The 26,767-nt window shown below is 72.4% G+C and carries 26 protein-coding genes, 2 pseudogenes and 1 riboswitch; of the genes and pseudogenes, 17 read left to right on the top strand and 11 right to left on the bottom strand.

What is annotated here, in order from left to right; translation table 11 throughout:
• A partial coding sequence (locus LCD33_RS22465) for a DeoR/GlpR family DNA-binding transcription regulator (RefSeq protein ID WP_224978247.1) occupies positions 1 to 736 on the bottom strand: 736 nt, incomplete at its 3' end.
• Positions 737 to 942: 206 nt separating this feature from the next.
• On the opposite strand from LCD33_RS22465, the gene LCD33_RS22470 reads away from it, so the two are divergent.
• Positions 943 to 2,310 carry a helix-turn-helix transcriptional regulator gene (locus LCD33_RS22470; protein WP_224959708.1) on the top strand — a complete coding sequence of 456 codons (1,368 nt, stop codon included), beginning with the start codon at positions 943 to 945 and terminating at the stop codon, positions 2,308 to 2,310.
• Between the two features lie 101 nt (positions 2,311 to 2,411).
• On the opposite strand, the gene LCD33_RS22475 is transcribed toward LCD33_RS22470, so the two are convergent.
• Positions 2,412 to 4,121 carry a bifunctional UDP-sugar hydrolase/5'-nucleotidase gene (locus LCD33_RS22475; RefSeq protein ID WP_224959706.1) on the bottom strand — a complete coding sequence of 570 codons (1,710 nt, stop codon included), beginning with the start codon at positions 4,119 to 4,121 and terminating at the stop codon, positions 2,412 to 2,414.
• Between the two features lie 218 nt (positions 4,122 to 4,339).
• Positions 4,340 to 4,564: riboswitch (cobalamin riboswitch) on the top strand.
• 121 nt (positions 4,565 to 4,685) lie between these two features.
• Here LCD33_RS22475 and LCD33_RS22480 point away from each other — a divergent pair.
• From LCD33_RS22480 to LCD33_RS22490, 3 genes are all read left to right on the top strand, one after another.
• Entirely contained in the window at positions 4,686 to 7,517 is a 2,832-nt protein-coding gene (locus tag LCD33_RS22480; RefSeq protein WP_224959705.1) for a ribonucleoside-diphosphate reductase subunit alpha, read from the top strand.
• A 25-nt stretch (positions 7,518 to 7,542) separates the two neighbouring features.
• Positions 7,543 to 8,616, top strand: a complete 1,074-nt coding sequence (locus tag LCD33_RS22485; protein WP_224978248.1) for a ribonucleotide-diphosphate reductase subunit beta — start codon at positions 7,543 to 7,545, stop codon at positions 8,614 to 8,616.
• An 84-nt stretch (positions 8,617 to 8,700) separates the two neighbouring features.
• Positions 8,701 to 9,357, top strand: coding sequence for a class I SAM-dependent methyltransferase (locus LCD33_RS22490; protein ID WP_224959703.1), 657 nt, complete (start codon positions 8,701 to 8,703; stop codon positions 9,355 to 9,357).
• A 79-nt stretch (positions 9,358 to 9,436) separates the two neighbouring features.
• Here the strand turns inward: LCD33_RS22490 and LCD33_RS22495 are convergent, their stop codons facing one another.
• Together LCD33_RS22495 and LCD33_RS22500 are read right to left on the bottom strand one after the other, a co-directional pair.
• Complete coding sequence (locus LCD33_RS22495) at positions 9,437 to 9,610, bottom strand: hypothetical protein (RefSeq protein ID WP_224978249.1); 174 nt, start codon at positions 9,608 to 9,610, stop codon at positions 9,437 to 9,439.
• Positions 9,595 to 9,846, bottom strand: coding sequence for a flavoprotein (locus LCD33_RS22500; RefSeq protein ID WP_224959701.1), 252 nt, complete (start codon positions 9,844 to 9,846; stop codon positions 9,595 to 9,597). The genes LCD33_RS22495 and LCD33_RS22500 overlap by 16 nt, the downstream gene beginning before the upstream one ends.
• A gap of 357 nt (positions 9,847 to 10,203) precedes the next feature.
• Here LCD33_RS22500 and LCD33_RS22505 point away from each other — a divergent pair, with 357 nt between their 5' ends.
• The 4 genes and pseudogenes from LCD33_RS22505 (at position 10,204) to LCD33_RS22520 (ending at position 12,233) form a co-directional block, all read left to right on the top strand.
• Positions 10,204 to 10,572 carry a hypothetical protein gene (locus tag LCD33_RS22505; RefSeq protein ID WP_224959700.1) on the top strand — a complete coding sequence of 123 codons (369 nt, stop codon included), beginning with the start codon at positions 10,204 to 10,206 and terminating at the stop codon, positions 10,570 to 10,572.
• 239 nt (positions 10,573 to 10,811) lie between these two features.
• A complete protein-coding gene (locus LCD33_RS29645) occupies positions 10,812 to 11,060 on the top strand; it encodes a tyrosine-type recombinase/integrase (RefSeq protein WP_224959699.1) in 249 nt (82 codons plus the stop codon).
• Between the two features lie 188 nt (positions 11,061 to 11,248).
• Positions 11,249 to 11,674: pseudogene (locus tag LCD33_RS29650) on the top strand (SMI1/KNR4 family protein); the annotation flags it as partial.
• Positions 11,675 to 11,813: 139 nt separating this feature from the next.
• On the top strand, positions 11,814 to 12,233 hold the full coding sequence (locus tag LCD33_RS22520; RefSeq protein WP_224978250.1) for a VOC family protein: 420 nt from the start codon (positions 11,814 to 11,816) through the stop codon (positions 12,231 to 12,233).
• Positions 12,234 to 12,251: 18 nt separating this feature from the next.
• On the opposite strand, the pseudogene LCD33_RS22525 reads toward LCD33_RS22520, so the two are convergent.
• Together LCD33_RS22525 and LCD33_RS22530 are read right to left on the bottom strand one after the other, a co-directional pair.
• Positions 12,252 to 12,506, bottom strand: a pseudogene (locus LCD33_RS22525) (Tn3 family transposase); the annotation flags it as partial.
• A gap of 15 nt (positions 12,507 to 12,521) precedes the next feature.
• Positions 12,522 to 13,523 (bottom strand): ABC transporter substrate-binding protein, encoded by a 1,002-nt coding sequence (locus LCD33_RS22530; RefSeq protein ID WP_224959693.1) that lies wholly within the window; start codon positions 13,521 to 13,523, stop codon positions 12,522 to 12,524.
• A 74-nt stretch (positions 13,524 to 13,597) separates the two neighbouring features.
• Between LCD33_RS22530 and LCD33_RS22535 the strand changes: the two genes are divergently transcribed.
• The 6 genes from LCD33_RS22535 (at position 13,598) to LCD33_RS22560 (ending at position 18,182) form a co-directional block, all read left to right on the top strand.
• Positions 13,598 to 14,524: a siderophore-interacting protein gene (locus LCD33_RS22535; protein ID WP_224959691.1), complete on the top strand. Its 927-nt coding sequence runs from the start codon at positions 13,598 to 13,600 to the stop codon at positions 14,522 to 14,524.
• A gap of 103 nt (positions 14,525 to 14,627) precedes the next feature.
• Positions 14,628 to 15,314, top strand: coding sequence for a heme oxygenase (biliverdin-producing) (locus LCD33_RS22540; protein WP_224959689.1), 687 nt, complete (start codon positions 14,628 to 14,630; stop codon positions 15,312 to 15,314).
• Positions 15,315 to 15,726: 412 nt separating this feature from the next.
• Positions 15,727 to 16,584 (top strand): helix-turn-helix transcriptional regulator, encoded by an 858-nt coding sequence (locus LCD33_RS22545; RefSeq protein ID WP_224959687.1) that lies wholly within the window; start codon positions 15,727 to 15,729, stop codon positions 16,582 to 16,584.
• Positions 16,581 to 16,778: a DUF397 domain-containing protein gene (locus LCD33_RS22550; RefSeq protein ID WP_224978251.1), complete on the top strand. Its 198-nt coding sequence runs from the start codon at positions 16,581 to 16,583 to the stop codon at positions 16,776 to 16,778. Before LCD33_RS22545 ends, LCD33_RS22550 begins: the two co-directional genes overlap by 4 nt.
• A gap of 100 nt (positions 16,779 to 16,878) precedes the next feature.
• On the top strand, positions 16,879 to 17,703 hold the full coding sequence (locus LCD33_RS22555) for an SAM-dependent methyltransferase (RefSeq protein WP_224959684.1): 825 nt from the start codon (positions 16,879 to 16,881) through the stop codon (positions 17,701 to 17,703).
• 50 nt (positions 17,704 to 17,753) lie between these two features.
• On the top strand, positions 17,754 to 18,182 hold the full coding sequence (locus tag LCD33_RS22560) for a hypothetical protein (RefSeq protein WP_224959682.1): 429 nt from the start codon (positions 17,754 to 17,756) through the stop codon (positions 18,180 to 18,182).
• Here LCD33_RS22560 and LCD33_RS22565 read toward each other — a convergent pair.
• The 3 genes from LCD33_RS22565 to LCD33_RS22575 are packed head-to-tail and all read right to left on the bottom strand — an operon-like array spanning position 18,103 to position 20,086.
• The gene (locus tag LCD33_RS22565; protein ID WP_224959680.1) at positions 18,103 to 18,750 is read right to left on the bottom strand and encodes a DUF1990 family protein; all 648 of its coding nucleotides are present in this window, start codon (positions 18,748 to 18,750) and stop codon (positions 18,103 to 18,105) included. The genes LCD33_RS22560 and LCD33_RS22565 overlap by 80 nt on opposite strands.
• Positions 18,747 to 19,424: a DUF1990 family protein gene (locus LCD33_RS22570; protein WP_224959678.1), complete on the bottom strand. Its 678-nt coding sequence runs from the start codon at positions 19,422 to 19,424 to the stop codon at positions 18,747 to 18,749. Before LCD33_RS22570 ends, LCD33_RS22565 begins: the two co-directional genes overlap by 4 nt.
• Entirely contained in the window at positions 19,421 to 20,086 is a 666-nt protein-coding gene (locus LCD33_RS22575; protein WP_224959676.1) for a DUF4383 domain-containing protein, read from the bottom strand. The genes LCD33_RS22570 and LCD33_RS22575 overlap by 4 nt, the downstream gene beginning before the upstream one ends.
• A 150-nt stretch (positions 20,087 to 20,236) precedes the next feature.
• On the opposite strand from LCD33_RS22575, the gene LCD33_RS22580 reads away from it, so the two are divergent.
• Positions 20,237 to 21,400 (top strand): hypothetical protein, encoded by a 1,164-nt coding sequence (locus tag LCD33_RS22580; protein WP_224978252.1) that lies wholly within the window; start codon positions 20,237 to 20,239, stop codon positions 21,398 to 21,400.
• Here the strand turns inward: LCD33_RS22580 and LCD33_RS22585 are convergent.
• Positions 21,376 to 21,642, bottom strand: coding sequence for a UBP-type zinc finger domain-containing protein (locus LCD33_RS22585; protein WP_224959673.1), 267 nt, complete (start codon positions 21,640 to 21,642; stop codon positions 21,376 to 21,378). The genes LCD33_RS22580 and LCD33_RS22585 overlap by 25 nt on opposite strands.
• A 220-nt stretch (positions 21,643 to 21,862) precedes the next feature.
• Between LCD33_RS22585 and LCD33_RS22590 the strand changes: the two genes are divergently transcribed.
• On the top strand, positions 21,863 to 23,434 hold the full coding sequence (locus LCD33_RS22590; protein ID WP_224978253.1) for a Na+/H+ antiporter: 1,572 nt from the start codon (positions 21,863 to 21,865) through the stop codon (positions 23,432 to 23,434).
• 22 nt (positions 23,435 to 23,456) lie between these two features.
• Here the strand turns inward: LCD33_RS22590 and LCD33_RS22595 are convergent, their stop codons facing one another.
• Positions 23,457 to 24,203 (bottom strand): IclR family transcriptional regulator, encoded by a 747-nt coding sequence (locus LCD33_RS22595; protein WP_224959712.1) that lies wholly within the window; start codon positions 24,201 to 24,203, stop codon positions 23,457 to 23,459.
• A 485-nt stretch (positions 24,204 to 24,688) separates the two neighbouring features.
• Here LCD33_RS22595 and LCD33_RS22600 point away from each other — a divergent pair.
• Positions 24,689 to 26,767 (top strand): FAD-dependent oxidoreductase (locus LCD33_RS22600; protein ID WP_224978254.1); only part of this gene is annotated, 2,079 nt, incomplete at its 3' end.

Here is a 26,767-nt window from a genome sequence, read left to right on the forward strand (position 1 = left end):
CGCGCCGGATCTCCTCCGCCACCTGCTCGTCGATGCCGTCATCGGTGATCAGCGTGTCCACGTCGGCGAGGTCGCCGAACCGCGCGAAGTGGTCGTTGCCGATCTTGGTGTGGTCGGCGAGCACGATGGTGCGCCGCGCCGCCGAGATCGCCGCCCGCTTCACCATCGACTCGGCCGAATCCGGTGTCGTGAGGCCGCGTTCCAGGGACAGCCCGTTGGTCGCCATGAACGCGACGTCCACGTAGATGTCGCCGAGCGCGTGCAGCGCCCAGCCGTCCACCGCCGCCAGCGTGCGGCCGCGCAGCCTGCCGCCGACCAGCATCAGGGTGATGTTGCCGCGGCCGGAGAGGGTGAGCGCCGTCGTCGGCGAGTGCGTGACCACGGTCAGTTCCCGGTCGACGGGGAGGATGTTCGCCATCCGCGCGACCGTGGTGCCGGCGTCGAGCAGGATCGCGCCCTCGTCCGGCACCAGTTCCAGCGCCGCTTTCGCGATGCGGTTCTTCTCGGCGGTCATCACCGAGTCCCTGGCGGGCACGTTCGGCTCGAATCCCAGCCGCTCCACGGGGATCGCGCCGCCGTGCACCCTGCGCAGCACGCCGCGGCGCTCCAGCACGGTCAGGTCGCGGCGCACGGTCTCCGTGGTCATGTCGAAGCGCGATGCGAGCGCCGCCACGTCGACCCGGCCTTCCTTCCGCGCCAGCTCCAAGATCGCCCAGTGCCGTTCCTCGGCGTACATCCGCGTCTCGCTTCCCGCCCCCGTGAAGTCCCCGCCCGGCGAGGCTACCGGCGACGATCAGCGCGGCACAATGGCGGGATGTTGTTTCGTGTTGCTTCGAGTGGCATTCGGCGGAACGACCGCCGGTTGCCGTCCACCGGCGCTCCGATCCGGTGATCTTTTCACTCTCCGCACTCAATTGATCACTTTCAGTATACGGTGGCCTGGTGTCAACAGAGGACATTCCGCCGGCGGTCTGGCGGAGCGCGGAAGTCCGCGACGCCCTGGCGGTGCGCGACATCGGCACGGTCTACCGGGTGCTGCGCGAGCACGGCGTCTCGCAGAGCCGCATCGCCCAGCTCACCGGGCAGGCCCAGAGCGAGGTCAGCGACGTGCTCAACGGCCGCGCCGTGCGCAGCTACGAGTTGCTGGCCCGGATAGCCACCGGGCTCGGGATACCGCGCGGCTGGATGGGCATGGCCGGGGAACCGGACCCGGCCGCGGAGGGCACCGATCCGCCCGTCGAGGAGGACGAGAAGGCGAAGCGCCGCCGCTTCCTGTCCTACGCCGGTTCGCTGGTGCTGGGCGCGGAGGTCGACGTGTCCGGCTCCGCCGACCTGTTCGCCGCCGAGCTGCGCCGGTTCGCCGAGCTGCCGCCGACCCCGCCGGGCCGGGTCGGCAGCTCCGACGTCGCGGCGCTCGATGTGCTGATGGGTTCGCTGCGGCAGATAGACCAGCGCTACGGCGGGGTCGGCCAGTACGGCACCGTCGCGGCCGCCGCCCGGCGCGCCGAGCGGATGCTGGAGGCCTCGATGAGCGAGGCGGTGCGCAGCGACCTGCTGGGCGCGCTGTGCAAGCTGCACGCCACCGCGGGCTGGACGGCGGTGGAGAACGGGCTGCTCGCCAGCGGGAACGCGCACTACGGGCGGGCGCTGGACTTCGGCCGGGACGGGGCGGATCCGCTGGCGATCGCGCGGACGCTGTACGCGGCGGGGCGCGCCGAACTGGACTTCGGCGATCCGAACTCGGCGCTGAAGCTGTTCCAGCTGGGGTCGATCCGGGCCGAGGCCTCGCCGCTGGTGAGCTCGGTGCTGCAGCTGAACTCGGCGTGGGCCGCGGCGCGCGGCGAACGCCGCGGCTCGGTGCGGCGGATGCTCGACCAGGGGCGCGCGCTGCACGCCACCGCCGAGATCGAGGCCGACTACCCGATGTTCCGCTGGTTCGGGGAAGCGGACGTGCTGGGCTTGACCGGCTCGGTGCAGCTGGTGGTGGGCGAGCACGAATCCGCGGCGCTGCACCTGTCCCGCGCGGTGGCCGCCCGCGCGCCCGGGGAGGTGCGGTCCGCGGTGTTCGAGCTGGCGAGCCTGGCGGAGGCGAAGTTCGCGCTCGGCGACCACGCGTCGGCGGTGCGGCACGGGCGCCGGGCGGTGCTGCTGGCCGGCGGGGTGCGCAGCGCCCGGCTGCGCGGCAGGCTCGCCGGGCTGCGCCGCCGCTGCGCGGAGCTGGTGGGCTCGCGCCACGCCTGGCGCGACTGCGCGGAGGAGCTGGCGCTCGGCATCGACGGTGTCATCGCACCCCGGCCGGTCCCCCGCTGACGGTGCGGCGGACCTCCGTCGGCGCGGCCGGGCGCGGCGGGAGGAAGTGGCCGTGCGAAAGGAGATCCCGGCGGCACGGGGTGCGCCGCCGGGACCCCGGCTCAGTCCTTCGCGGTGATGCGGTCCGGCGCCGGCGGCACCACGTCGGGGTGCTCCGCCAGGTAGCCCAGCAGCGCGTCCAGGTCCACCGGCCCGCCCGCGACGTCGGTGCCCTCGGTGAAGCCGCTGAACCCGTCCCCGCCGCCGGCGAGGAAGTTGTTCACCGCCACCCGGTACGGCGCGGCCGGGTCCACCGGTGCGCCGTCGAGGGTGAGCCCGGAGACCTTCGACCCGATGGGCGCGGACCGCGAGTACTCGTAGTGCAGGTCCGCCGACACCTGCAGCACGTTCTCGCCCTCCGGGCTCCACTGCTGCTCCAGCACGTCCCGCAGCTGCGCGCCGGTGAGGGTCATGGTCTGCATGGTGTTGCCGAAGGGCTGCACCGCGAACGCTTCGCCGTAGGTGATGACGCCGTCGCCTTCGCCCGCCGGGGAAGAGGCGTGCGGCAGGTCGGCGCGCACCCCGCCGGGGTTGGTCAGCGCGAGCTGCGCCCCCGTGTCGCGGGTGGCGGCGAGCTGCGCGTCGGCGATGACGCTGCCGAGGCCGGATTCCCCGGACGGCGCCGGGGTCTTCAGCAGGTCGCCGGTGGCGGTGCCGACGGCGCGGTTCGCGATCGGCGCCGCCTTCGCGCGGGCTTCCTCGACGAGCGCGGCCGTCTCGGCGTCGGGTTCGACGTCGCGGGTGACGACCTCGTTGCGCGCGGTGCTGCTCTCCCGCACCACTTCGCGGGTGTCGCGGTCGACGCGCAGGTCCAGCACCGACAGCAGCCTGCCGTAGGAGGCGCCTTGCACGAGGGGACGCGGGTCGCCCGCCGGGTCGGTGGCGGTGCAGGTGTACTGCTGGTGGCTGTGCGCGCTGAACACGGCGTCGACCTGCGGGGAGACCTGTTCCGCGATGCGGCTCGCGGGGCCGCCGGGGGTGACCTGGCAGGAGTTCGGGCCGCCGCCGTCGGCTTCGTCGCCCTGGTGCAGCAGCACGACCTGCGCCTTGACGCCGAAGCGCTCCAGCGCGTCGGAGGTGCGGTCGATGGCTTCGACCTCGTCGCCGAACCGGAGTCCGCGCACCGCTTCGGGGCTGACCACGTCGGGCAGGTCCTGCAGGGTCGCGCCGATCACGCCGATCGGCACCCCGCCGGAGACCTGCACGGTGAACGGCAGCAGCGCGGGGGCACCGCCGTCCTCGAAGGTGACGTTGGCGCCGAGGTACGGGAAGTCCGCGCCGGCGAAGGAATCCCGGAACTCGCAACCGTCCTGCGGGTGGCAGCCGCCGGTCTGCAGCCGTTGGAGTTCCTGGTAGCCCTCGTCGAACTCGTGGTTGCCGACGACGTGGCCGCGCACGTCCTGCGAGTTGAGGAAGTCGACGGTGGGTTCGTCGTGGAACAGCGCGGAGTTCACCGGCGAGGCGCCGACGCTGTCGCCGGTCGAGAAGACCAGCGAGTTCGGCACCTCGTCGCGCAGCCGCTGCAGGTGGGTGGCGAGGTAGGCGGCGCCGCCGGCGTCGACGGTCCGGCCGTCGTCGAGCTCGATCTGCCCGGAGGACCCGGTGGGCGGTTCGAGGTTGCCGTGCAGGTCGTTGAAGGTGATCAGCCGGACGTCGGTGGTCGCGGGCGGGTCCTGCGGCGCGGCGCCGGCGGTGGCCCCGGTGGCCGTGGCCGCGGTGGCCAGTGCGGTGGCGGCGACGGCGAGTCCGCGTCGCACGCGGTGGGCACGCATGGTTCGGTCTTCCTCCCAGGTGGTGATCTCGGGAGGCAGTCTGCCCGGACCCGCTGCCGACCACCACCGATTCCGCGTCACACCTCGCGGTCGTGCGGAGCCGCCCGCGGCCGGGCAGGATGCGGCCGAGGAGTGCGCGGACGGCTACCGAGCGCCTCCGCACCGGCACCGCCACGCCGATGATGATGGGGTCCGGATCACCGCCGAACCCAAGATGTAGTGTGGCGCCCGCTGATGGTTCGCCGGTCCGCCCGGCGTGACAACAGGGAACCCGGTGCGAATCCGGGACTGCCCCGCAGCGGTGAACGGGAACGACCGCCGTCACCACCTCCCGGTGGTGCAGCACTGGACGCTCGGCGTCCGGGAAGCGACGGCCAGTAGGCCCGGTGCCGAGCACCGGTCGCCCGTGAGTCCGAAGACCTGCCATCGGTGCGCGCACGAGGGGTGCGCGCCGTCCGGGACCTCGCGGGAGGGTCGTGGGACGAGCGGTGCCGTGCGCGCCGCGGGTCCTGGCGCGTTCCGAGGAGTTCCGGGCAGGTGTCCGAGCTTGCGAGGAGAGAGCCAGTGACCGAGTCCACGACCCGGCCGTCAGCAGCGACCGCGGTGGTACCGGCAGGAGTGCGGGTGCTGCGGCGCGACGGGACCGTTTCCGGTTGGGACGAAACGAAGATCTCCGTGGCGTTGACCAAGGCGTTCCTGGCGGCCGAGGGGGATTCGGCCGCATCGTCGTCGCGGTTGCACCAGATCGTCGCGGAGTTGACGGAGCAGGCGGCGCAGGGCGTGCTGCGCCACGCGGGTACCGAAGGCCTGGTGCACATCGAGCAGATCCAGGACATGGTGGAGCTGGCGCTGATGCGCGGCGGGCACCACGGTGTCGCCCGCGCCTACGTGCTCTACCGGGAGGAGCACGCGCAGGCCCGCGAGGCCGAGGTGGCTCCCGTCGAGGACGCCGCTCCCCGCCTGGAGATGACCGCGCCGGACGGCACCCGGGTGCCGCTGGACTGGGAGCGGGTGTCGACCGTCGTCGAGCAGGCCTGCTCGGACCTCGACGACGTGCACGCCGACCAGGTGCTGCGCGAGGTGCGGCGCAACGTCTACGACGGCATCAGCTCCGCGGAGCTGGCCGAGTCGCTGACGATGGCGGCGCGCACCTTCGTGGAGGCGGAGCCGAACTACTCGCTGGTGACCTCGCGGCTGCTGCTGGACAAGCTGCGTCGGGAGGCGCTGAGCTTCGTCGCGGGCGAGCCGGCCGAGGCCGACCAGGTGCAGATGCGGGACCGCTACGCCGGTTACTTCGCCGACTACGTGCGCCGCGGCATCGAGCTGGAGCAGCTGGACCCGGAGCTGGCCCGCTTCGACCTGGAGCGGCTGGGCGCGGCGCTGGACGCGGACCGGGACATCGCGTTCGGCTTCCTCGGCCTGCAGACGCTCTACGACCGGTACCTGCTGCACGAGGACGGGGTGCGGTTCGAGCTGCCGCAGGCGTTCTTCATGCGGGTCGCGATGGGCGTGGCGCTGCGCGAGGACGACCGGGAGGCGCGGGCGATCGAGTTCTACGACCTGATCTCCTCGTTCGACTTCATGTGCTCGACGCCGACGCTGTTCAACGCGGGCACCACCCGCCCGCAGCTGTCGTCCTGCTTCCTGACCACTGTGGACGACGACCTGCACGGGATCTTCCACGGCATCAGCAACAACGCGCTGCTGTCGAAGTACGCGGGCGGGCTCGGCAACGACTGGACCCCGGTGCGGGGCACGGGCGCGCACATCAAGGGGACCAACGGTTCCTCGCAGGGCGTGGTGCCGTTCCTGAAGATCGCCAACGACACGGCGGTCGCGGTGAACCAGGGCGGCAAGCGCAAGGGCGCGGTGTGCGCGTACCTGGAGACCTGGCACGTGGACGTCGAGGAATTCCTCGACCTGCGCAAGAACACCGGGGACGACCGGCGGCGCACGCACGACATGAACACGGCGAACTGGGTGCCGGACGAGTTCCTGCGCCGGGTGGAGGCCGACGAGCCGTGGACCCTGTTCTCCCCGGACGAGGTGCCGGACCTGCACGACCTGTACGGCACCGCGTTCGCGCAGCGCTACCGGGAGTACGAGGCGGCCGCCGAGCGCGGTGAGCTGAAGGTGTTCCGCCAGGTCCGCGCGGTGGACCTGTGGCGCCGGATGCTGACGATGCTGTTCGAGACCGGGCATCCGTGGATCACCTTCAAGGACCCGTGCAACCTGCGGTCGCCGCAGCAGCACGCGGGCGTGGTGCACTCCTCGAACCTGTGCACCGAGATCACGCTGAACACGAGCAAGGACGAGGTCGCGGTCTGCAACCTCGGTTCGATCAACCTGGCGCGGCACGTCACGGCCGAGGGCCTGGACGTGGAGCGGCTGCGGCGCACCACCCGCACGGCGGTGCGGATGCTGGACAACGTCATCGACGTGAACTTCTACACGATCCCGGAGGCGCGGGCCTCGAACCTGCGGCACCGCCCGGTGGGCCTGGGCCTGATGGGCTTCTCGGACGCGCTGTTCGCGCAGCGCATCCCGATGTCCTCGCAGGCGGCGGTGGAGTTCGCGGACCTGAGCATGGAGCACATCAGCTTCCACGCGATCGCCGCGTCCTCCGAGCTGGCCGCCGAGCGCGGGCGCTACGAGTCGTTCGAGGGTTCGCTGTGGAGCCGGGGCGTGCTGCCGATCGACTCGCTGGAGCTGCTGGCGCAGGCCCGCGAGACCGGCGTCGACCTGGATCGTTCGTCCACACTGGACTGGGACGGGCTGCGGGAGCGGGTGCGCGCGAACGGCATGCGCAACTCGAACGTGCTGGCCATCGCCCCGACGGCGACGATCTCGAACATCTGCGGCGTCGGCCAGTCCATCGAGCCGCTGTACCGGAACCTGTACGTGAAGTCGAACATGTCGGGCGACTTCACCGTGCTCAACGCCGACCTGGTGCGGGACCTCAAGGCCGCCGGGGTGTGGGACGAGGCGATGGTGCAGGACCTGAAGTACTTCGACGGCGACCTGGCCCCGATCGACCGGGTGCCCGCGGAGCTGAAGTCGTTGTACGCCACCGCGTTCGAGATCGAGCCGCGCTGGCTGGTGGAGGCCGCGTCCCGCCGCCAGAAGTGGATCGACCAGGCGCAGTCTCTGAACCTGTACATGGCGGCGCCGAGCGGCCGCAAGCTCGACGAGCTGTACCGGCTGGCGTGGCGCAAGGGCCTCAAGACCACCTACTACCTGCGGTCCAGCAGTGCGACGCACGTGGAGAAGTCCACGCTGCGCGGCACCGACGGCAAGCTCAACGCGGTCTCCCCCGCCGCCGCACCGGCCCCGGCCCCGTCGCCGCAGCCGCAGGCGTGCGCGATCGACGACCCGGACTGCGAAGCCTGCCAGTGACCGCCCCGTTCCCCCTGGAGGACTCATGACTTCCGTGCACACCCCCGACGCCACCGGGCTCGGCGAGATCGACCGCGGCGCGGGCCGGATCAACGTCGACGACAAGGCGATGATCAACGCGCAGGCGGACGTGAACCAGCTGCTGCCGCTGAAGTACGGCTGGGCGTGGGAGAAGTACCTCGCCGGCTGCAACAACCACTGGATGCCCACCGAGGTGTCCATGCACGCCGACATCGCCCTGTGGCGCTCCCGCGACGGGCTCACCGAGGACGAGCGGCTGATGCTCAAGCGCAACCTCGGGTTCTTCGCCACGGCGGAGTCGTTGGTGGCCAACAACATCGTGCTCGCCGTGTACCGGCACATCACCAACCCCGAGTGCCGCCAGTACCTGCTGCGCCAGGCGTTCGAGGAGGCCGTGCACACGCACACCTTCCAGTACATCTGCGAGAGCCTGGGCCTCGACGAGGGCGAGCTGTTCAACGCCTACCGCGAGATCCCGTCCATCTCGGAGAAGGACGAGTGGGCGCTGCGGCACACCCAGAACCTGGAGAACCCCGAGTTCGCCACCGGCGGACCGGAGCGCGACCAGGCGTTCCTGCGCGACCTCATCGCCTTCTACGTGATCTTCGAGGGCATGTGGTTCTACACCGGTTTCGCCCAGATCCTGTCGCTGGGCAGGCGGAACAAGATGGTCGGCATCGCCGAGCAGTACCAGTACATCCTGCGCGACGAGTCGATCCACCTGAACTTCGGCATCGACTGCATCAACCAGATCAAGCTGGAGAACCCGCACCTGTGGAGCGCCGAGTTCCAGGAGGAGGTGCGCGGCATGCTCGCCGACGCGTGCCGCCTGGAGGTCGCCTACGGCCGGGACACCATTCCCCGCGGCATCCTCGGCATCAACGCCGAGCTGTGCGAGCAGTACATGCACTTCATCACCAACCGCCGCTGCGCGCAGCTGGGCCTCACCCCGGTGTTCGCCGAGGTCGAGAACCCGTTCCCGTGGATGTCGGAGGCGATGGACCTGAAGAAGGAGAAGAACTTCTTCGAGACCCGCGTCACCGAATACCAGTCCGGCTCCTCCCTCACCTGGGACTGACGGATCGGGCCGCCCGCCGGGGACTCGGCGGGCGGCCCGCGGGTTCCGCCCCGCCGGGCCGTCGCCGCGGCATAGGGTGCCGGGATGGGTGTTCCTGTTCCCGCTGATCTCGACGTCGTCCGGGAGTCCTACGACCGCGTGGCCGACAACTACGTGGACATGGTGACCACGACGGGCATCGGCGACGTCCGCGCCCACCCGTGGCTGCGCGCCGCGATGGACGTGTTCGCCGATCAGGTCGCCGAGCTCGGCCCCGTGCTCGACGTCGGTTGCGGGCCGGGCACGGTCACCGGCTACCTGGCCGAACGCGGGCTCGACGTGTCGGGCGTGGACCTGTCGCCCCGGATGGTCGAGCACGCGCGGCGGCTGCATCCGGGGTGCTCGTTCCGCGTCGGATCGGCCACCGAACTCGGCTTGCCGGAGTCGTCCTTCGGCGGGCTGCTCGGCTGGTGGTCGCTGTTCAACCTGCCGCGCGAGGTGCTGCCGGGCGTGCTGTCGTCGTTCGCGAGCGCGCTCGTCCCGGGCGGTCAGCTGATCATCGCGACGCACGTCGGCGACGACGACGTGCAGCGCACCGAGGCCTACTACGGCGTCCCGGTCCGCTGGACGACGTACCAGTGGCGGCCCGAGCAGCTCACCGCGCTCGTCGAGCAGGCGGGCCTGCACCCCACCGCCGAACTCCGCCTGCCCGCCGACGAGCACACCGGCCCCGGTGTCGTCCTCGTCGCCCGCCGCGACTGAACCCGGCCCCAGGTGAATGGCCCACCCGCCCGTTCTTCGTGGTCGAACGGGCCATTGGTCGGCAGATCAGCTCGGCAGATCAGCTCGGCAGGGCGGCGCGGAGGGCGGTCAGGTCGAAGGTGACGACGCCGTCGGGATCGCGGTGCAGCACCTCCTCCGGCGGGAGGAACCGGACACCGCTGTCCGCCAGCAGCGCGTGGTGGGTGACGTAGGCGGGATGCCGCCGCAGCACCGACTTCATGCAGGTGGCCACACGATCGGCACCTCCGCGCAGAGCAGTTCGTTCAGCACCCCCAGCAGCGCCGTCCCGTTCGCGCCCGCGCCCCACAGGTTCAGCGTGTTGAAGGTCAGCGGCGCCACCAGCACCGCGTCCGCGGCGGGGAACGGATCCGGTTCACCCGGCCTGCGCGGGTGGATCCGCGGCGGCTGGCCCGTCGCGGATTCCAGCTCCGCCGGGTCGAGCCACTCCGCGGCGGCCTCGGACAGCACCGGGCACCACCCACCCGCCGGCCCGCAGCAGCCCCGCCAACTCGGGCAGCTGCCGCACCGGCGGCGCCGCGGTTCCGACCAGGTACAGCACCCGCCCGCTCACCGGTGCACCCATTCCCGTCGCGCCCCAGCGCAGCGGCGAGATCTCCGGCCCGTCGCAGCCGCGACGCCGATTCCGCGCGATCGGAGTTGCGGCCGGAGATCACCGACGCGATCAGGAACAGCGCACCCCGCACGGACACGGCGGCCGGATCGTCGCCGCGGACCGTTCCCGCCGCGGTCATGGCGATCCGCTCAGCCTCGGCCGCCCGCCCGGACCGCAGGAAGGCCGTCGTCACCTGGTAAGCCGCCGCCGAGGTGTCCAACCGCAACACCGCACGCGCCTACGGCAACGCCCTGCATGCCCTGGTCGCCGAACTCGGCGGGACCAACCCGGTAGCGGCCCTGGACAACGACACGATGGTGGAGAAGATCGGCCGGTGGTTCGCTCGCCGTTGGGGCAAGTCCGCTGCGGCCACTGTCAACGCCAGGTTGGACGCGCTGCGGTCGGCCGCCGCATGGTGGCGCCGACAAGAGTGGATCGGCGGTGGCCCGACCCGGCGCATCCGGCGCCGGCCGCGCACCCCGGATCGCACCCGCGCCGTGGCCCGTGCCGACATCGAAGCCCTGCTGACCCGTCAGCATTTGCCGTTGCGGCGAGCGCACCCTGTGGCGAATGCTGTATGAAACCGCCGCCCGTGCCGAGGAGATCCTCGCCCTGGACGTCGACGAGCTGGATCTGCGCAACCGCTGCGCCCGCCGCAAGGGCGGCGAGGCCGATGTCATGGTGTGGCGTACTGCCACTGCCAGGTTGCTGCCATGTCTGCTGAACGGCAGGAAGACCGGCCCGGTGTTCCTCCCCGAGCGACGGGCACGGATCGAGCTGCCGTCCGGTCGACCTCGATCCGGAATTCGGCCGGGCCCGGTTGTCCTACCGACGTGCCGCCGAGACCTTCGAGCACACCAGCAAGGACCTGACCGGTGGGCCGTGGACGCTGCACCAACTCCGGCACTCGGCGTTGACCCGTGCTGCCGAGGACGGCGGCAACAGCTCCACCCTGCTATCGTACTCTGGGCACACCTCGGTCGCTTCCCTCGCGCGGTACGCGCGAGTCTCACCCGAGGCTTTGGCTCGCTGGCAGCAGGACCGGGATCCGGCGGCCAGGCGGCGATGAAGGCAGAAAGCTGACTCGGTCTCGGAGCCGATCGTGCACGCGAGGTTCCCCATCGTCCCAGTTCACACAGTCGGCGACATTGGCTGCACCCGGCCACTGTCATGATCAGGCACATGAGCCAGAGTGTGCCGGTGACGTTGCCCGAGTGGCAGCAGTTCCTCCGCGGCTATAGCGATGACTATCTGCGGATGGCCACGGATGAGGAGGCGGCACGCCTCGACGACGTCCAGCGGGAGAATCGGTGGCTGGGCTACGAACCGGCCAGTGAGGAGGCCCTCCGTGGCGCCGAGAAACGCCTGGATGTGCGGCTGCCGCCGAGCTACCGCAACTTCCTGCTCGCCAGCAACGGCTGGCGCGACATCGACCCCGAGTTGAGCGAGCTGTTCCGGATCGACGAGATCGGTTGGTTCGCTGAGAAAGATCCCGAACTGCTGACCGCCTGGACCGAGGCGGGGCTCGAGGGTCTCGTGGAGCAGGTCAAGCCGTGCTTGATGGTGTCAGACTGGTCCGACTGCGCTGTCTACTGGCTGCTGGACCCGACCACGATCGGGCCGAACGGGGAATGGACCGCGTACGAGTGGGCGACTGGCGACGGCTCCTATCCTTCGCCGTACCCCAGCTTCGGTGCCCCTGGTAGCAAGCGCTCGAGATGCCTTCAACCGATGGAAAACCCACGATGTCATCCACGAACAGGGATACCAGGACACCGAGCCGGCACCTCATACTCGCCCCGACGCTGCACCGCTCCACCAGGTGACCGCAGCCGACACGTGGCCGCGCCTCATGCGCATCGACCGACTCGACCACCTGGTGCTGACCGTCGCCGACCAGGACGCCACGATCGATTTCTACACCCGGGTGCTGGGCATGGAGGTGGCTACCTCCGACAACGGTCGCACGGCGCTGACCTTCGGCCACAGCAAGATCGACCTACGCGTGGCCGGAGAGGATACCGAGGTGTTTTCGGCCGTCCACCCCGCTCCGGGTACCGCCGAGCTGTGCTTCGTCGTGGACACCCCGGTGCTGCTCCTGATCGACGAGCTCAGAGAGCAGGCGGGGATGGACATCGAGGCGGGCCCGGTCGGCCGTACCGGTGCACTCGGCCCGATCTACAGCCTCCATCTGCGCGACCCCGACAAAAACCTGATCAAGCTGAGCAACTACCTCGACTGAGCGGGGCTATTCCGCGAGCCGGGCGGCGTCCTCGTCGCGGACTTCGTAGCCGCCGACACGGAGTTCGGTGATGGCGGCGTCGAGGTATCGGGTGTTGAACAGCACGATCGCGTAGAGCACAAGGCCGAGGGCGCCGAGCTGATCTTTCATGCCTTCGTAGGAGCGCTGCCGCAGTTCGCCGCGCTGACCGTGGAAGATCCGCCGGGCCAGCGCATGGCGGCCTTCCTGGAGGTTGGCCTGCGCTTTGATGTCCCGGCGGTAGCCGGTCTCGTCGACCGCGGCCGGGCGTCAGTTCGCGGCGGGCGACTGCTCTTCGAGGTGGTCGGCGAGCCGGGTCATGATGTCCGCGTAGCTCGCGTAGCTGAACGGGGCGACCGCGTCCCACTCGACGAACCGGTTCGCCCGCGCGGATTCCTGCGCCGCGAACACCGGGTTGCGCTTGAGCTGCTCCGGCGGCAGCGAGGCCTCGCGGGTGTCCCACATCAGCACGTCCCCGGTGTAGGCACCGGCGTTCTCCCAGGCGAGCCGCTCGAAGTAGCCGCCGCCCGCGGTGTCCGGGTGCGCCGGGGTCCGGATCGGCAGGCCCAGTTCCCGCACGTAGTAGTCCAGGTCCGGGTTGCGGCCCGGCACCACGACGAAGAACTCCTGCTTCGTACCGCCGACCACCAGGATGCTGCGCCCCTCCGCGCGCATCCGGGCGCCGATACCGCGCAGCCGGTCGGCGGCGGCGTCGAACCGCGCCTGGTCCGCCCGGATCCGCTCCGAGTCCACGTCGGACCCGAGCGCGCGGGCGAGCTCCTTGTAGGCGCCGATGGTCTCCGGCAGCGAGCGCCCGGACTGCTCGACGCCGACGGTGGGCACGAACGCCCGCACCTTCTCCTCTTGCTCGGCGGTCAGGTGCCAGAGCCCGTCGAACTCGGCGTACTTGCCGCTGACCAGCAGGTCGGGGCGCAGCCCGGCCGCGGATTCCAGGTTCAGCTCCCCGTACCCGGGGCCGGTGACGTCGGTGACCGCCGCCGGGTCGACGCTGCCCGCTTCCGGTTCGGTGCTGCCGTCGTCGCGGACCAGCGGGCCGAAGGTGCCGACCACCGGCACCCCGAAGTCGTGCAACGCGCCCGCGGCCGAGACCTGCGCGATGATCCGTTCCGGCGCCTCGTCGCGCCGCACCTGCACTCCGCGGTCGTCGACGAAGCTCCAGCCGCCCGCCGCGTCCTGCGGCGCGGGCGCCGAGCACCCCGCCAGCGCGGCCACCGCCACGAGCAACCCGGCTGCGCGCGTCCTGCTCACCATCAGCGAATCTCCCCTCAGTATGAGGTTAGGCTAGCCTACGGATCAGTCGAGTCGATGGGCAGAAGAGGTGCGAGATGGCCGAGCGGACCGAAGTGCGCCGCCCCCAGTACGTGATGTTCCGGACCCGGGTGGCGCGCGCCCAACGGCTCGGCCCCAGCTTCGTGCGGATCACCTTCACCGGCGAGGACCTGCACCGCTTCGGCATCGGCGGCGACGACCAGCGGGTGAAGCTCATCCTCCCCCAGCCCGGCAGGCCGCTGAGCGACATGCCCGGCGGCGACGGCTGGTACCCGCGCTGGCAGGCGCTGCCCGACGAGATCCGCCCGACGCTGCGCACCTACACCGTGCGCGCCTACCGGGAGGACCCGTTCGAGCTGGACATCGATTTCGTGCTGCACGGCGTCGACTCCGGCCACAGCGGCCCCGCCTCCGCCTGGGCCGCGGCGGCCGCCCCCGGCGACGAGGCGCTGCTGCTCGGCCCGGACCGGCCGGGCAGCGGCCGGATGTGGGGCTGCGAGTGGTCCCCGCCGGAGACGGCGCGGCAGCTGGTGCTGGCCGGGGACGAGACGGCGGTCCCCGCGATGGCCGCGATCGTCGAAGCGCTGCCCGCGGACTCGCGCGGCGTGGTGTGCGCGGAGGTACCGACGGCCGAGGACGTCCAGACCTGGCGCGCGCCGAGCGGCGTCGAGGTCCGCTGGCTGATCCGGCAGCGGCCGGAGGGGACCGCGCCGATCGGGTCGCTGCTGGAGGAATCGGTGACCGGCGCGCTCGGCGAACTCGGCTCGCGCGGCGGTTCCGAGGCCGGCCTGGACGACGTGGACGTGGACACGACGACGCTCTGGGAGGTGCCCGAACCGGACACCGCAGGCGGCGAGGTCTACGGCTGGCTGGCCGGGGAGGCGGCGGTGATCAAGCGGCTGCGCCGGGTGCTGGTGCAGGACCACCAGGTGCCGCGCAGCTGCGTGGCGTTCATGGGCTATTGGCGCGAGGGCCGCAGCTGACACCGCTCCGGGCGGAGTGGCGACCGCCTCTTGGCATCGGGGCCCGCGGCGTGCCACGATCCCTGAGATTAAGTAAGCCTTACCTAACTGCCCGGAGGTTCGAGTGTCCTCGCCCGCACAGCAACCGGTACGCAGTGACTTCGCCGCCAGACTCCGGTCCAGCACCCGCGCCGACCACGACCACGTCCAGTCCCTGCCGTTCCTGCGGACCCTGCTCGCCGGGGAGCTCGAAGCCGACGCCTACGCCGTGATGCTCGGCCAGCACTACTTCGCCTACTCCGTGCTGGAGCAGGCCGCCGACGCCATGCGCAGCGACGTGGTCGCGGGGCCGTTCGTCAGCGAACGGCTGCGCAGGCTGCCGCACCTGGAGACCGACCTGCACTACTACCTCGGGCCGGACTGGCGGGAGGTCATCGCGCCCAGCGCGGCCACCGAGCGGTACTGCGCGCGGCTGCGGGAGGTGTGCTTCGACTGGCCGGGCGGGTTCGTGGCGCACCACTACACGCGGTGCCTGGCCGACCTCTCCGGCGGCAAGCTGATCCGCTCGGCGATGCGGCGCAGCCTGGACCCGCCGGACGGGAAGGGGTTCGCGTTCCTCACCTTCGACGACGTGCCCAGCAGCGCCGGGGTGCGCAACGCCTACCGGCTGCTGCTGGACACCGCGGGCTGGGACGAGCGCGAGCAGCGGCGGATCATCGCCGAGGTGCGGCTCGCCTACCACCTCAACACCGAGGTGTTCGCCGACCTCGGCAGCCGGCTGCCCCCGCGCATTCCACGACCGCGCGGGTGAGTTCGCGGCACCGGAAATGAGGCGGAAGGCAATGCAACGTTCCCGCTGAATTCCGCAACAGTGCGGAATTCAGTGGGAATACTTGCACCACCCCGGTCGGCCGCCGCGACGGAGCGGACGCATCGGATTCCGCGGATCGGCCGCACCCGCATCTCGCCGGACCGCGGCCACGGCACGGCCGGAGAGCGCCGGAAGTCCTTTCAGGACGGCATTCCCCGCAGCACGCGCAGGCGCTCCGAACTGCTGCGACGGGACTCGCGGAACCGGCGGGAACCGGACCCGCCGGGCCGGCGGCGAATTCGGCCCGTTCCCGATCAGGAGGAAAAGCAGAATGCCAGGTACCGAGACCTGGCAGCAATGACTCATTCGGATGATCGCCGTTGTCGCGGACAATGGATTAGCATTCAGCGACATGACCGCAACTCCACCACGACCGCGGGCCTACGTGCTCGGCGCGGAACTGCGCGACGCCCGCCGCAAGAGCGGGCACACCTTGCGCGGGCTCGCCTCGATCCTGGACGTCTCGCACTCCGTCCTGGTCCGCTGGGAGCACGGCGACCGGGTGCCGTCCGCCGAATCCATCTCAGCCGTGTGCGTGGTGCTCGGCGTCAGCAGCACCGCGCGGTCCCGGATGCTCAAGCTCGCCCGCGAAGCCGCCGCCGAACCGGCGCCCTCGCAGACCCCCGGGGCCGCGGGCGGCGTCGACCAGCTCGCCACCCTGCTCGAATTCGAACGCACCGCCACGAAGATCACCGACGTGGCACCGCTGCTCATGCCCGGCCTGCTCCAGTCCGCCGAGTACACCCGGGCGATCATGGCCACCGGCGTCCCCGAGCAGGAGGCCAACAAGCGGGTCGCGATGCGCCAGGGCCGCCGCGACACCATCACCCGCAAGCGCTCGCCCGCGAAGTACACCGCGCTGATCCTCGAATCGGTGCTGCACCAGCCCATCGGGCGCACCGGCGGGCTGCACGACCAGCTGCGCTTCCTGGACGAGATCTCCGAGCGGGACAACGTCGAACTCCGCATCATCCCGTCGGCAGCGGGCTGGACGCCCGCGCACGCCGGACCGTTCGTGCTGCTCGAATTCGCCAAAGCGGACCCGGTGGTGCACCTCGAACACCACCGCTCCTCGGCGTTCCTGCAGGACGACGATTCGGTGGGCGCGTTCCGCGCCGCCCGCGACGAGCTGGAGCGGATCGCGCTGAGCCGGGAGGACTCCCGCAAGCTCATCGCCGAGATCGCCGCCCGCGAGCAGGTCCCGGCGTGAGCTCGGCACCGCGCGGCTGGCGGAAGTCCTCGCACAGCAGCCAGGAGACGAACTGCGTGGAGGTCGGGCGACTGGCCGAGCGAGCGGTCGCGGTGCGCGACACCAAGGACCGGGCGGGCGGGCACCTCGCCACCAGCTCCGCGCAGTGGTCCCGCTTCGTGCGCTCGCTCCGCCGGAGCAGCCCGCTGCGCTGAACGGAGCTCCGGGCAGGTCCGTTCGCCGGAATACTTCCGGCAGGGGTGGTTGCCACTACAGTGGCGTTGATCATCGAGTCGACGCCGCTGCGAGGAGACCATGCCTGTTCCGGTCGAACCCTCGGGCACCATCGACACCAGCAGGCCGAGCGCGGCGCGCGTCTACGACTGCGCGATCGGCGGCAAGGACCACTTCGAGGTCGACCGCGAACTGACCCGCCGGATCAACGACGCGGTGCCCGAGGCGAGCAGCCTCGCCGTCGCGAACCGCCGGTTCCTGGTGCGCGCCGTCCGCTTCCTCGCCCGGGAAGCGGGCATCGACCAGTACCTCGACTGCGGATCCGGGTTGCCGACCGCGGAGAACACCCACCAGGTCGCCCAGCGCATCGCCCCGGAAGCGCAAGTGGTCTACGTGGACAACGATCCGACGGTCGCCGCGCACAGCAGGGCGCTGCTGGCCGACCAGGAAGGCAGCCACTTCCTCGACGCGGACATCCACCGGCCGGCCGAGGTGCTCGGGTCCCGCATCGTCCGGGACGAGCTGGACCTCACCCGGCCGCTGGCGCTGCTGCACGTCGGCACGCTGCACCACTACGACGAGGAACGGGGCGGCAGGTCGGCCGCCGACCTGGTGGGCGAGTACGTCGAGGCGCTGCCCGCCGGATCCTTCGTGGCGTTCAGCCACTTCCTCGACCCGGAGGACGCGGACGGGGAGCCGGCGCGGCTGGTGGAGGAGATGCTGCGCGCCGGGCTCGGCACCGGGTTCTTCCGCACCCGCGCGGAGATCGGCGCGATGCTGGCCGGGCTGGAACCGCTGGCCCCCGGTCTCGTGGTGGCCGACGACTGGTGGCCGGACGGCCCGCGCCGCACGCCGCTGCCGCCGGTGGCCCGCTGCCTCGCCGCCGCCGTCGCCCGCAAGCCCTGACGCCGCGCTGACCTGGAGTGGAGGCGGGCGGGGCGGGGTATCCGGCGGGTGTGGAGTCGCAGACCGTGGAGTGCTTCCCGTTCCGGTTCGACCGGGCGCACCGGATCCCGGCGCTGCCGTTCGGCATCACCCCGGTGACGACGTGGGTCCGGGTCGGCGACCGCGAGCTCACCGTGCGGTTCGGGCCGTGGTGCGTGCGCACCGAGCGGGCCAACGTGGCGGGGACCGCGGTCACCGGCCCGTTCTGGACGTGGCGGACGGCGGGCCCGGCGCGGGTATCGCTGGCCGACGGCGGCCTGACCTGCGCGACGAACGGGGAACGCGGGTTGTGCGTGCGCTTCGTCGAACCCGTGCCGGGCATCGAGCCGCTGGGGCTGCTGCGGCATCCGGCGGTGACGGTCACGGTCGCGGATTGCGATCGGCTCGCCGCGCTACTGGCTCGGTCAGCTCGACCATCCGGTGACCAGCGCCGCGGATGAACCGCAGCTGGGTGCTGCGGCCGAACACGGCGAACCCGAGGCGCACCACCGGGTTCGGGATGTGGGCGTGCCGGGAGAACGCGCGCACCTGGAACTCGACGGTGCCGGTGGCGATGTCCTTGCGCACCAGGAAGTCCATCTGCCCCTGCTCCAGGTGCCCGCGCAGCGTGCGGTAGTTCCAGCCCCACACCCGCACCCCGTCCCGGGCGGTGTCGGTGATGCCGCCGACCCGGCACGGCAGCCGGAACACCAAGCCGTGGAAGGAGGTTTCGAGCAGCAGATCGGCGCCGGGCTCCAGCTCCCGGGTGGAGCGGCACGCGCGCGAGACCAGCGTCGGGTCGGCGAACTTGTAGTCCCGCACCAGCGCGCAGGCCCGTTCCCACGGGCCACCGACCAGCGGCGGTCCCGGTGGTTCCGCGGGCAGCTCCCGCCGCTGGTCGTCCACCGTCCACTCCGGACCGGGGTCCAGCGGGTCCACCGCGGCCACGTCGAAGTTCACCGGCAGGTCCCGGAACCGCGCCAGCTCCCGGAGCAACCGCGGGTCGTCGTCGCAGCGCAGTCCGGTCACACCCGCTCCCCCACCACCGATTCGTCGCGCCCGGTGTAGATCTCCACGCCGTCCACCAGCCGCCCGCCCGCGACCGCGCACACCCGCGCGCAACACCGCACCCACAGGTACGCCTGCAACCGCCGCGACAACCGCAGCCGGTCGTAGAGCAGGTCGGCGGCGCGGCTGCTGCTGCGCGCCCAGGACTCGATCTCGAACAGCATCCGCATTCCGCGGTCGCCCGCGCGGAACTCGATCTGCCCCGCCTCCAGGTGGCCGGGCCGGGTGGCGAGCCGGAACGACGTCGGCGTCACGTCCAGCACCCGCACCGGGCCGTCCCACGGGCCGGGCATCCGGACCACCAGGTCGTCCCCGGGGCGCAGGTCCGCGTGGTCGCCCTCGGGTTCGAAGCGGGCCACCTCGCCGGGCACCATCCGGTCGGGCGCGGCGACGAACAGCGCCATCACGTCGGCGGCGGTGCACAGGTGCAGCTGGATCTCCGCGGAGTAGCGGCGGTGGAACAGCGGGCCGACGCCGTCCTCCGGCAGCTGCAGGCCGGTGCGGTCGGCGGGAGCGGGCGGTGGGCGCACCGCTTCGACCCGGTCCACCAGGTGCACCGGCACGTCGCTGGTCAGCTCGCGCACCGCCGCCAGCAGCAGTCCCGGCGGCCAGCGCCACAGCCACGGCAGGATCACGCGCGGCCGCCCTCGGTGCGGCGGCGGGCGCGGGCGCGTTCGACGGCGCGGCGTCGCGCCTGGTCGCGCAGCACGATCTGGGTCTGCTCCGGTGTGGGGTGGCCTTCGCCCATCGCGATCTCCGCCTCCCGGTAGCGCTGCTCGTCCTCGTCCGGGTCGCCGCCGCGGGCGTCGGCCAGCTGCTCCTCCGGGTCGGGGCGGCGGGTGCGCATCGGATGCTCCCGCCGGTACGGGTTGTCCGGCGGCAGCCCGCCGGACAGGCGGCCGTAGAGCCCGGTGCACAGCAGGACCAGCCCGGCGACGAGGCTGAAGAACACGTTCGGCAGCCGGAACGCCAGCAGGTTCCACGGCGAGTTGAGGACCGCCAGGTGCACGAGCCCGGACAGCAGGAACAGCACCCCGATGAACGTGGTCACCGTCGAGGCCTGCCTGCCGCCCCACGCCGCGCAGCCGATCAGCACCGCGCCCGCCACCAGCGAGATCACCGCCAGCAGCCCGTTGCTGGACAGCCCCAGCACCGGCTGCCCGCTGGTCGTGAAGAAGTCCAGGCCGCGCAGCAGCCCCAGCACTCCGAACGCCCACAGCACCAGTCCCAGCAGCACGGCACCGATCCGGTGGACCGTGTGCACCGGATGCGGCGCGGGTTTCGTCGCGTGCTTCATCGCCCACCCCCCGGAGCCCGTCGTCACGCTCTGCGGCTACCCGCTGACCGATCCGGTTACACCGGGCGGCGCGCTTCCCCCGGTCGCCGGGTACCGCCGCGAAGATCGCGCGCCATACAGTTGTCGGCGCCCGTTAGCGATCGATGCGGAATGGCCGGAGCGATGAGCCGCGACAACAAGATCTTGCTGGCCGCGCTCGCCTGCGGCGCCGTCCTGGTGCCCGCGGTGGTGGTGCTCGCGCTGCGGTGGCCGTGGTGGGCGTGGCTGCTCGGCAGCGCGGCGCTGCTGGCGGGCGTCGCGGCCTACGCCCGGCGGCTGGTGCGGCTGCACCAGCAGGAGCAGCTGCGGGAGGCGCTGGTCGTGCAGCAGCAGCGGCCCGCGGTCCCCGCCGAACCCGAACCGGAACCGCCGCGGCAGCGGCTGCTGCGGGACGTGCCGCTGCCCAGTTCCGAACCCGACTACCGGTTCGTGTTCGGCGCGACCGCGTGGTGGCGGCGCCCCGCCGACGCGGTCGGGGTCGCGCACGAGAACCCGGCCGGCCTGGCGGTGGACGTGCTGCTCACCCGCGCCAGGGAGATCGCCGCGACCGAGCACCCCGGCGGCGCCGAGGTGGTGGCGCACAAGCTGGCGGGCGCGCTCGGCGCGGTGCAGCGCGACCCGCACGGGCACGTGGAGGTGTGGGCCGCGGACGTGACGCTCGTGCTGCCGGAGCAGGACGTGGACCGGCTGCACCGGCTCGCGGAGGTCCGCAAGGACGAGCAGCTCTGGCACCGGGAGCGCGACCACGAGCGCAGCAAGCGCGCCTACCTGGCCGACGAGGTGCTGCAGGACACCGGCAGCGCCGTGGTGTGGTGGCTGGCGCGCAACGAGAACGACGTGGAGCGCGCCGCCGAGCTCATCGGCACCCTCGCGCAGCTGTCCGCCGCCGCCAACGGCACCGAGATCGACGAGCGGTTCCGGCACCTGGTGCCGTCGTCGCGGCAGGCGCCGTTCCCGAACGGGCTGCCGTTCCCCGGGGATTCGCTGTCGTTCGGCGGCACGCTCGACTCGGGGCGCTTCTTCTCCTACGGGCAGCTGTCCGCGGGGGCCGAGCTGCCCGCGGACGCCGAGCACACCGCCATCGACCACGTGCGCGGGCTGCTCGACGAACTCAGCTCGGACGACGAGGACGCCGACCGGGACCGGCTCGCGGGGCGGCTGGCCACCTTGTTCGACGCGGCCGGGCAGGCCGAGTTCGCGGCGGCCATCCGGCGCCGGTTCGGCACCGCCGAGGACGGGCAGGTGCCCGCTCAGCCGAGGCGTTCGTCCACGTAGCACCACGCCCAGGCTTCGCCCGGCTCGAACGAGCGGATCACCGGGTGGCCGGTGCCGCGGTGGTGCTCGGTGGCGTGCTGCCGCGGGCTGGAGTCGCAGCAGCCGACGTGCCCGCACTCGGTGCACATCCGCAGGTGCGCCCATTCGTGCAGTCCCAGCCGCGCGCAGTCCTCGCAGCCGGAGCGGGAACCGGGCTCGGGCCGCCGGTCCGCCGCCGTTTCCAGGTGCTCGCAACCGGCCATCGCCGCCTCCCGGGTTCCGCGTCCGACGACCCCACCATGCCCGGTCGCGCCCGGGACCTGCCAGCGCCCCGAACCCGGCAGTGCCGGGGATCCGCCAGCACTCGGGACCTGCCAGCGCCCCGAACCCGGCAGTGCCGGGAACGCGACGAGGCGCAGCACCCGTCGATCATCCCTACACTTCCGTCGACCGCGAGGCCCGCCAGGACGGAGACGCAGCCCCATGCACCAGTTCCCGGACCTGATGGTGCTGCTCGCGGTGGCGCTGGTGATCACCGCGCTCGCCCGGCGGTGGGAGCTGTCCGAGCCGCTGGTCCTGGTGCTGGCCGGGCTGGCGCTCTCGTTCGTGCCGGGCGTACCGGACTACGCGATCGACCCCGAGCTGATCCTGGTGCTGGTGCTGCCGCCGCTGCTGTACTCGGCGGCGCTGACCTCGTCGACGATCGGGCTGCGCGCGAACGCCCGCCCGATCGGCTCGCTGGCGCTGGGCGCGGTGCTGGTCACCACGCTGGCGATCGGGCTGGTGGCGTGGTGGCTGGTGCCCGCGATGCCGCTGGGCGCGGCGTTGGTGCTGGGCGCCGTGGTGGCCCCGCCGGACGCGGTGGCGGCCACCTCCATCGGCCGCAGGCTGGGGTTGCCGCGCCGGGTGATGACGGTGCTCAGCGGCGAGAGCCTGGTCAACGACGCCACCGCGCTCACCGCGTACCGGGTCGCGGTGGCCACCGTGCTGGGCACCGGGTACACGCTGCTCGCCGGGGTGGGCGTGTTCCTGCTGGCGACGATCGGCGGGCTCGTCGTCGGGTGGCTGGTGGGCTGGGCGGTGCACCGGGCGCGGCGGGCGCTGGCCGACGGGGTGCTGGAGAGCGCGCTGGGCCTGCTGGTGCCGTTCGCGGCGTACCTGCTGGCGGAGGGCATCAACGCGTCCGGGGTGCTGGCCGTGGTCGTCGCCGGGCTGTACCTGGGGCAGCGCTCGCCGACGGGCAGCGCCTCGGTGCGGTTGCAGGACCGGGCGGTGTGGCTGTCCGCGGACACCCTGCTGGAGGCGCTGGTGTTCGCGCTGATCGGTTTGCAGCTGCGCTCGGTCACCGAGGGCGTGGCCGGGCAGCTGGTGCCGCTGGTGCTGGTGGGGACCGCGCTGACGGCGACGGTGGTGCTGGTGCGGGCGGCGTGGGTGTTCGCGACCTTGCAGCTGCCGGAGCTGCTGCTGCGCCGCGGTCCGGCGCCGCCGTGGCGCTACGGCGCGGTGGTGTCCTGGGCGGGGATGCGCGGCGTGGTGTCGTTGGCCGCCGCGGCGGCGATCCCGCAGTTCACCTCGACGGGCGCCCCGTTCCCGCAGCGGCCGCAGGTGCTGTTCCTGGCGTTCTTCGTGACGTTGGGGACGCTGCTGCTGCACGGGCTGACGTTGCCGTGGGTGATCCGCGCGCTCGGCGTTCGCGGCGGGGAGCGCTACACCGATGCGCTGGCCGAGGCGGAGGCGGCGCACAACGCGGCGCTGGCGGCGCGGCGGCGGCTGGACGAGCTCTCGGCGGACGATCCGCCGCCGGACGAGGTCGCCGAGCACCTGCGGCGGTCCGCGGAGCGGCGCAGCAACCGGGCGTGGGAACGGCTGGGCCGTTCCGCCGAGGAGGTCGGGGAGAGCCCCGGCGCCGCGTACCGCCGGTTGCGCGCCGAGATGCTCGCCGCGGAGCGCGAGGTGTTCGTCCGGTTCCGCGACGAGGGCCGCATCGACGACGTGGTCCTGCGCCGGGTGCTGCACGAACTGGACCTGGAGGACGTGATGCTGCAGCGGGAATGACGCCCTCGCCGAGGCGTCCCGGTCATTCCTCCAGGAAGCCGAGCTGGCCGGAGAGCTCCTTCGCGGCGACCGTCATCGCGCCGATCACCTCGCGCATCCGCTTGCGGGAGAACCGGTAGGACGGCCCGGAGGCGCTGAGCGCGGCGACGACCTCGCCGTCGTGCCGGTGCACGGCGACGGCGGCGGCGTTGAGCCCGAGCTCCAGTTCCTCGTAGCTGGTGGCGTAGCCGTCGCGCACGATCAGTTCGAAGCCGCCGCGCAGTTCGCCGGGGTCGGTGACGGTCCGCGGCGTGTACTGGGCGAGTTCGCCGTCGAGCAGCGCGTCCTGGTCGTCGGCGGGGGCGTGCGCCAGCAGCACCTTCCCGCTGGAGGTGGCGTGCAGCGGAGTGCGCTGGCCGACCCAGTTGTGCGCGGTGACGGAGGCGGTGCCGCGGGCCTGGCTGATGTTGATGGCCACTTCGTCGTCGCGGACGGCGATGTTCACGGTCTCGCCGAGCTCTTCGGCCAGCGATTCGCAGAAGGGGCGGCCGAGCCGGGACAGGTCCATCCGGTCGGTGGCGGCGCCGGCGAGCCGGACGATGCCGAAGCCGATGACGTACTTGCCGCGTTCCCCGAGCTGTTCGACGAGGCCGCGGGAGACGAGGACGCTGACCAGCCGGGAGGCGGTGGACTTGTGCACGCCGAGTTCGCCGGCGATCTCGGTGATGCCCGCTTCGCCGTGGCGGGCCAGCAGTTCCAGCACGCTCACCGCCCGGTCCACCGACTGCACCAGGGCGCCGGAACGTTCACCGTTGCTGGATCGTCCTGCGTTGACCACGGTTCAACCCGTATTCGTTGCCGGAGAATTGCCGTCTCGAACGATACACGGTGTTGCTGATTGCGCAACAACCCGGCCGGGGCCGTTCGGATCGTCCGCCGGCGGCCACGCTACGGGACCGGACGGCCGCGGCGGACCCCCACCCGGGGCACCTCGGAATGCCGGCCGCGCGCCGCTCCGGCACGCCGGCGGCGAACCTCGGCGCGTCGCGGCGGCGCGCGGGAAAACCCGATCACACCAAGGGATTTCGCCCTGCCGTGTGCTTGACGCGCCCCGCCGTCCGGGCGCAGTGTTGCGTACATCGCAGCCGGTTGTGAACAGCGCAACAACCGCCCCGGATCGTTCCGGGACGACCCCGACCGGCCGCGAGCGGGACCGAGCCGGCCACCGGTCCGCCTCGGGCCCCGGAACCAGCGTCATGAGCCAGGGGGCGGCACATGGACGGCAGGGCACGAGTGCTCATCGTCGGAGCGGGCATCGTCGGCTGCTCCGCGGCGTACCACCTCGCGCGCACCGGGATCACCGACGTGCTCGTCGTGGACCAGGGGCCGCTGTTCGCGACCGGTGGTTCCTCCTCGCACGCCCCCGGGCTGGTGTTCCAGACCAACGCCTCCGAACTGCTGACCCGGCTGGCCGCGTACACCGTCGAGCGGTTCGGCGCCGCGGAGTTCGACGGCGAACCCTGCTTCCACCAGGTCGGCGGCATCGAGGTCGCCACCACCGCGGAGCGCTGGAACGACCTCCAGCGCAAGCGAGGGCTGGCCGCCGCGTGGGGCGTGCCCGCCGAACTCGTCGGCCCGCGCGAGGTCGCCGACCGCATCCCGCAGGTCGACGCGTCCCGGATCCGCGGCGGGCTGCACGTCCCCGGCGACGGCGTCGCCAAACCCGTCCGGGCCGCGGCCGCGATGGCCCGCGCCGCCGAACGCCTCGGCGTGCGGTTCCAGGGCCGCACCGAGGTGACCGGTTTCGACGTGACCGGCGGCCGGGTCCGCTCGGTCCGCACCGACCGCGGCGAGTTCGAGGTCGAATCGGTGCTGTGCTGCGCGGGGATCTGGGGCCCGAAGGTCGGCGCGCTGGCCGGGGTGTCCATCCCGGTGCGGCCGCTGGCGCACCAGTACGCCGTGACCGGCCCGGTCGCCGGGCTCGGTGCCGCGACCGGACCCGAGGTGGCGCAGCCGATGCTGCGGCACCAGGACGCCTCGATGTACTTCCGGCAGGTCCACGACCGCTACGGCATCGGCACCTACCGGCACCGGGTGATCCCGGTGCGCGCCGAGGACATCGCGCCCACCACCGGCGACGGCACCGAGGCACCGTCCGGGGGCGGTGGCTGGGCGGGCATGTCCTCGGTGCACCCGTTCACCCCGCAGGACTTCAAGCGGTCCTGGGACGACGCCTGCGAGCTGCTGCCGGTGCTGCGCCGCACCGAACTCGCCGAGGGCATGAACGGGCTGTTCCTGTTCACCGCCGACGGGATGCCGGTGCTGGGGCCGTCGCGGGAGGTCGCCGGGTTCTGGGTCGCCGAAGCCGTGTGGATCACGCACTCCGCCGGGGTGGGCCGGGCGATGGCGGAGTGGATGAGCGACGGCGCGCCCGGCATCGACCTGCGCGCCGCCGACCTGCGCCGCTTCGAGGACTTCGCGCACAGCCCCGCCTACGTCGCCGAGCGCAGCGCGCAGAGCTTCCGCGAGGTCTACGACGTGGTGCACCCGCAGCAGCCGCCCGCGCGGCCCCGCCCGCTGCGCACCGGCCCGTTCCACGAGCGGCAGGAGCGGCTCGGCGCGGTGTTCCTGGAGGCCAACGGCTGGGAGCGCCCGCACTGGTACGAGTCCAACGAATTCCTCGTGGCGGGGCGGGAGATCGTGCTCCCGGGCGAGTGGGCGGGGCGCTACCGGTCGCCGATCGCCGCCGCCGAGCACCAGGCCGCCCGCGAGCGGGTCGCGCTGTTCGACATGACCTCGCTGGCACGGGCCGAGGTCAGCGGGCGCGGCGCGCTCGCGCTGCTGCAACGCCTCACCACCGGGCAGCTGGACCGCGCCCCCGGTTACGTGACCTACACGCTGCTGCTCCAGCACGACGGCGGGGTGCGCGGCGACATCACGGTGGCCCGGCTGTCCGAGACCGAGTTCCAGGTCGGCTGCAACGGGCCGCGGGACGTGGCGTGGCTGCGCGCGCACGCCGACGACACCACCTCCGTCCGCGACATCACCGGCGGGACCTGCTGCCTGGGCCTGTGGGGCCCGCGGGCGCGGGACGTGCTGGCGCCGCTGGCCGACGTGGACGTCTCCGCGGAGGCCTTCCGGTTCTTCCGGGCGAAGCGGCTGTTCGTCGGCGAGGTCCCGGTGACCGCGCTGCGGCTGTCCTACGTGGGCGAACTCGGGTGGGAGCTCTATGCCTCCGCCGAGTTCGGCAGGCGGCTGTGGGACCTGCTGCTCGCGCAGGGCGCCGAGCACGGCATCTTCCCCGCGGGCCGGGCCGCGTTCAACGGGATGCGGCTGGAGAAGGGCTACCGCGCC

It is taken from the genome of Saccharopolyspora sp. 7B (assembly GCF_020177435.1).
In the GTDB taxonomy this organism is placed as follows: domain Bacteria; phylum Actinomycetota; class Actinomycetes; order Mycobacteriales; family Pseudonocardiaceae; genus Saccharopolyspora_C; species Saccharopolyspora_C gregorii.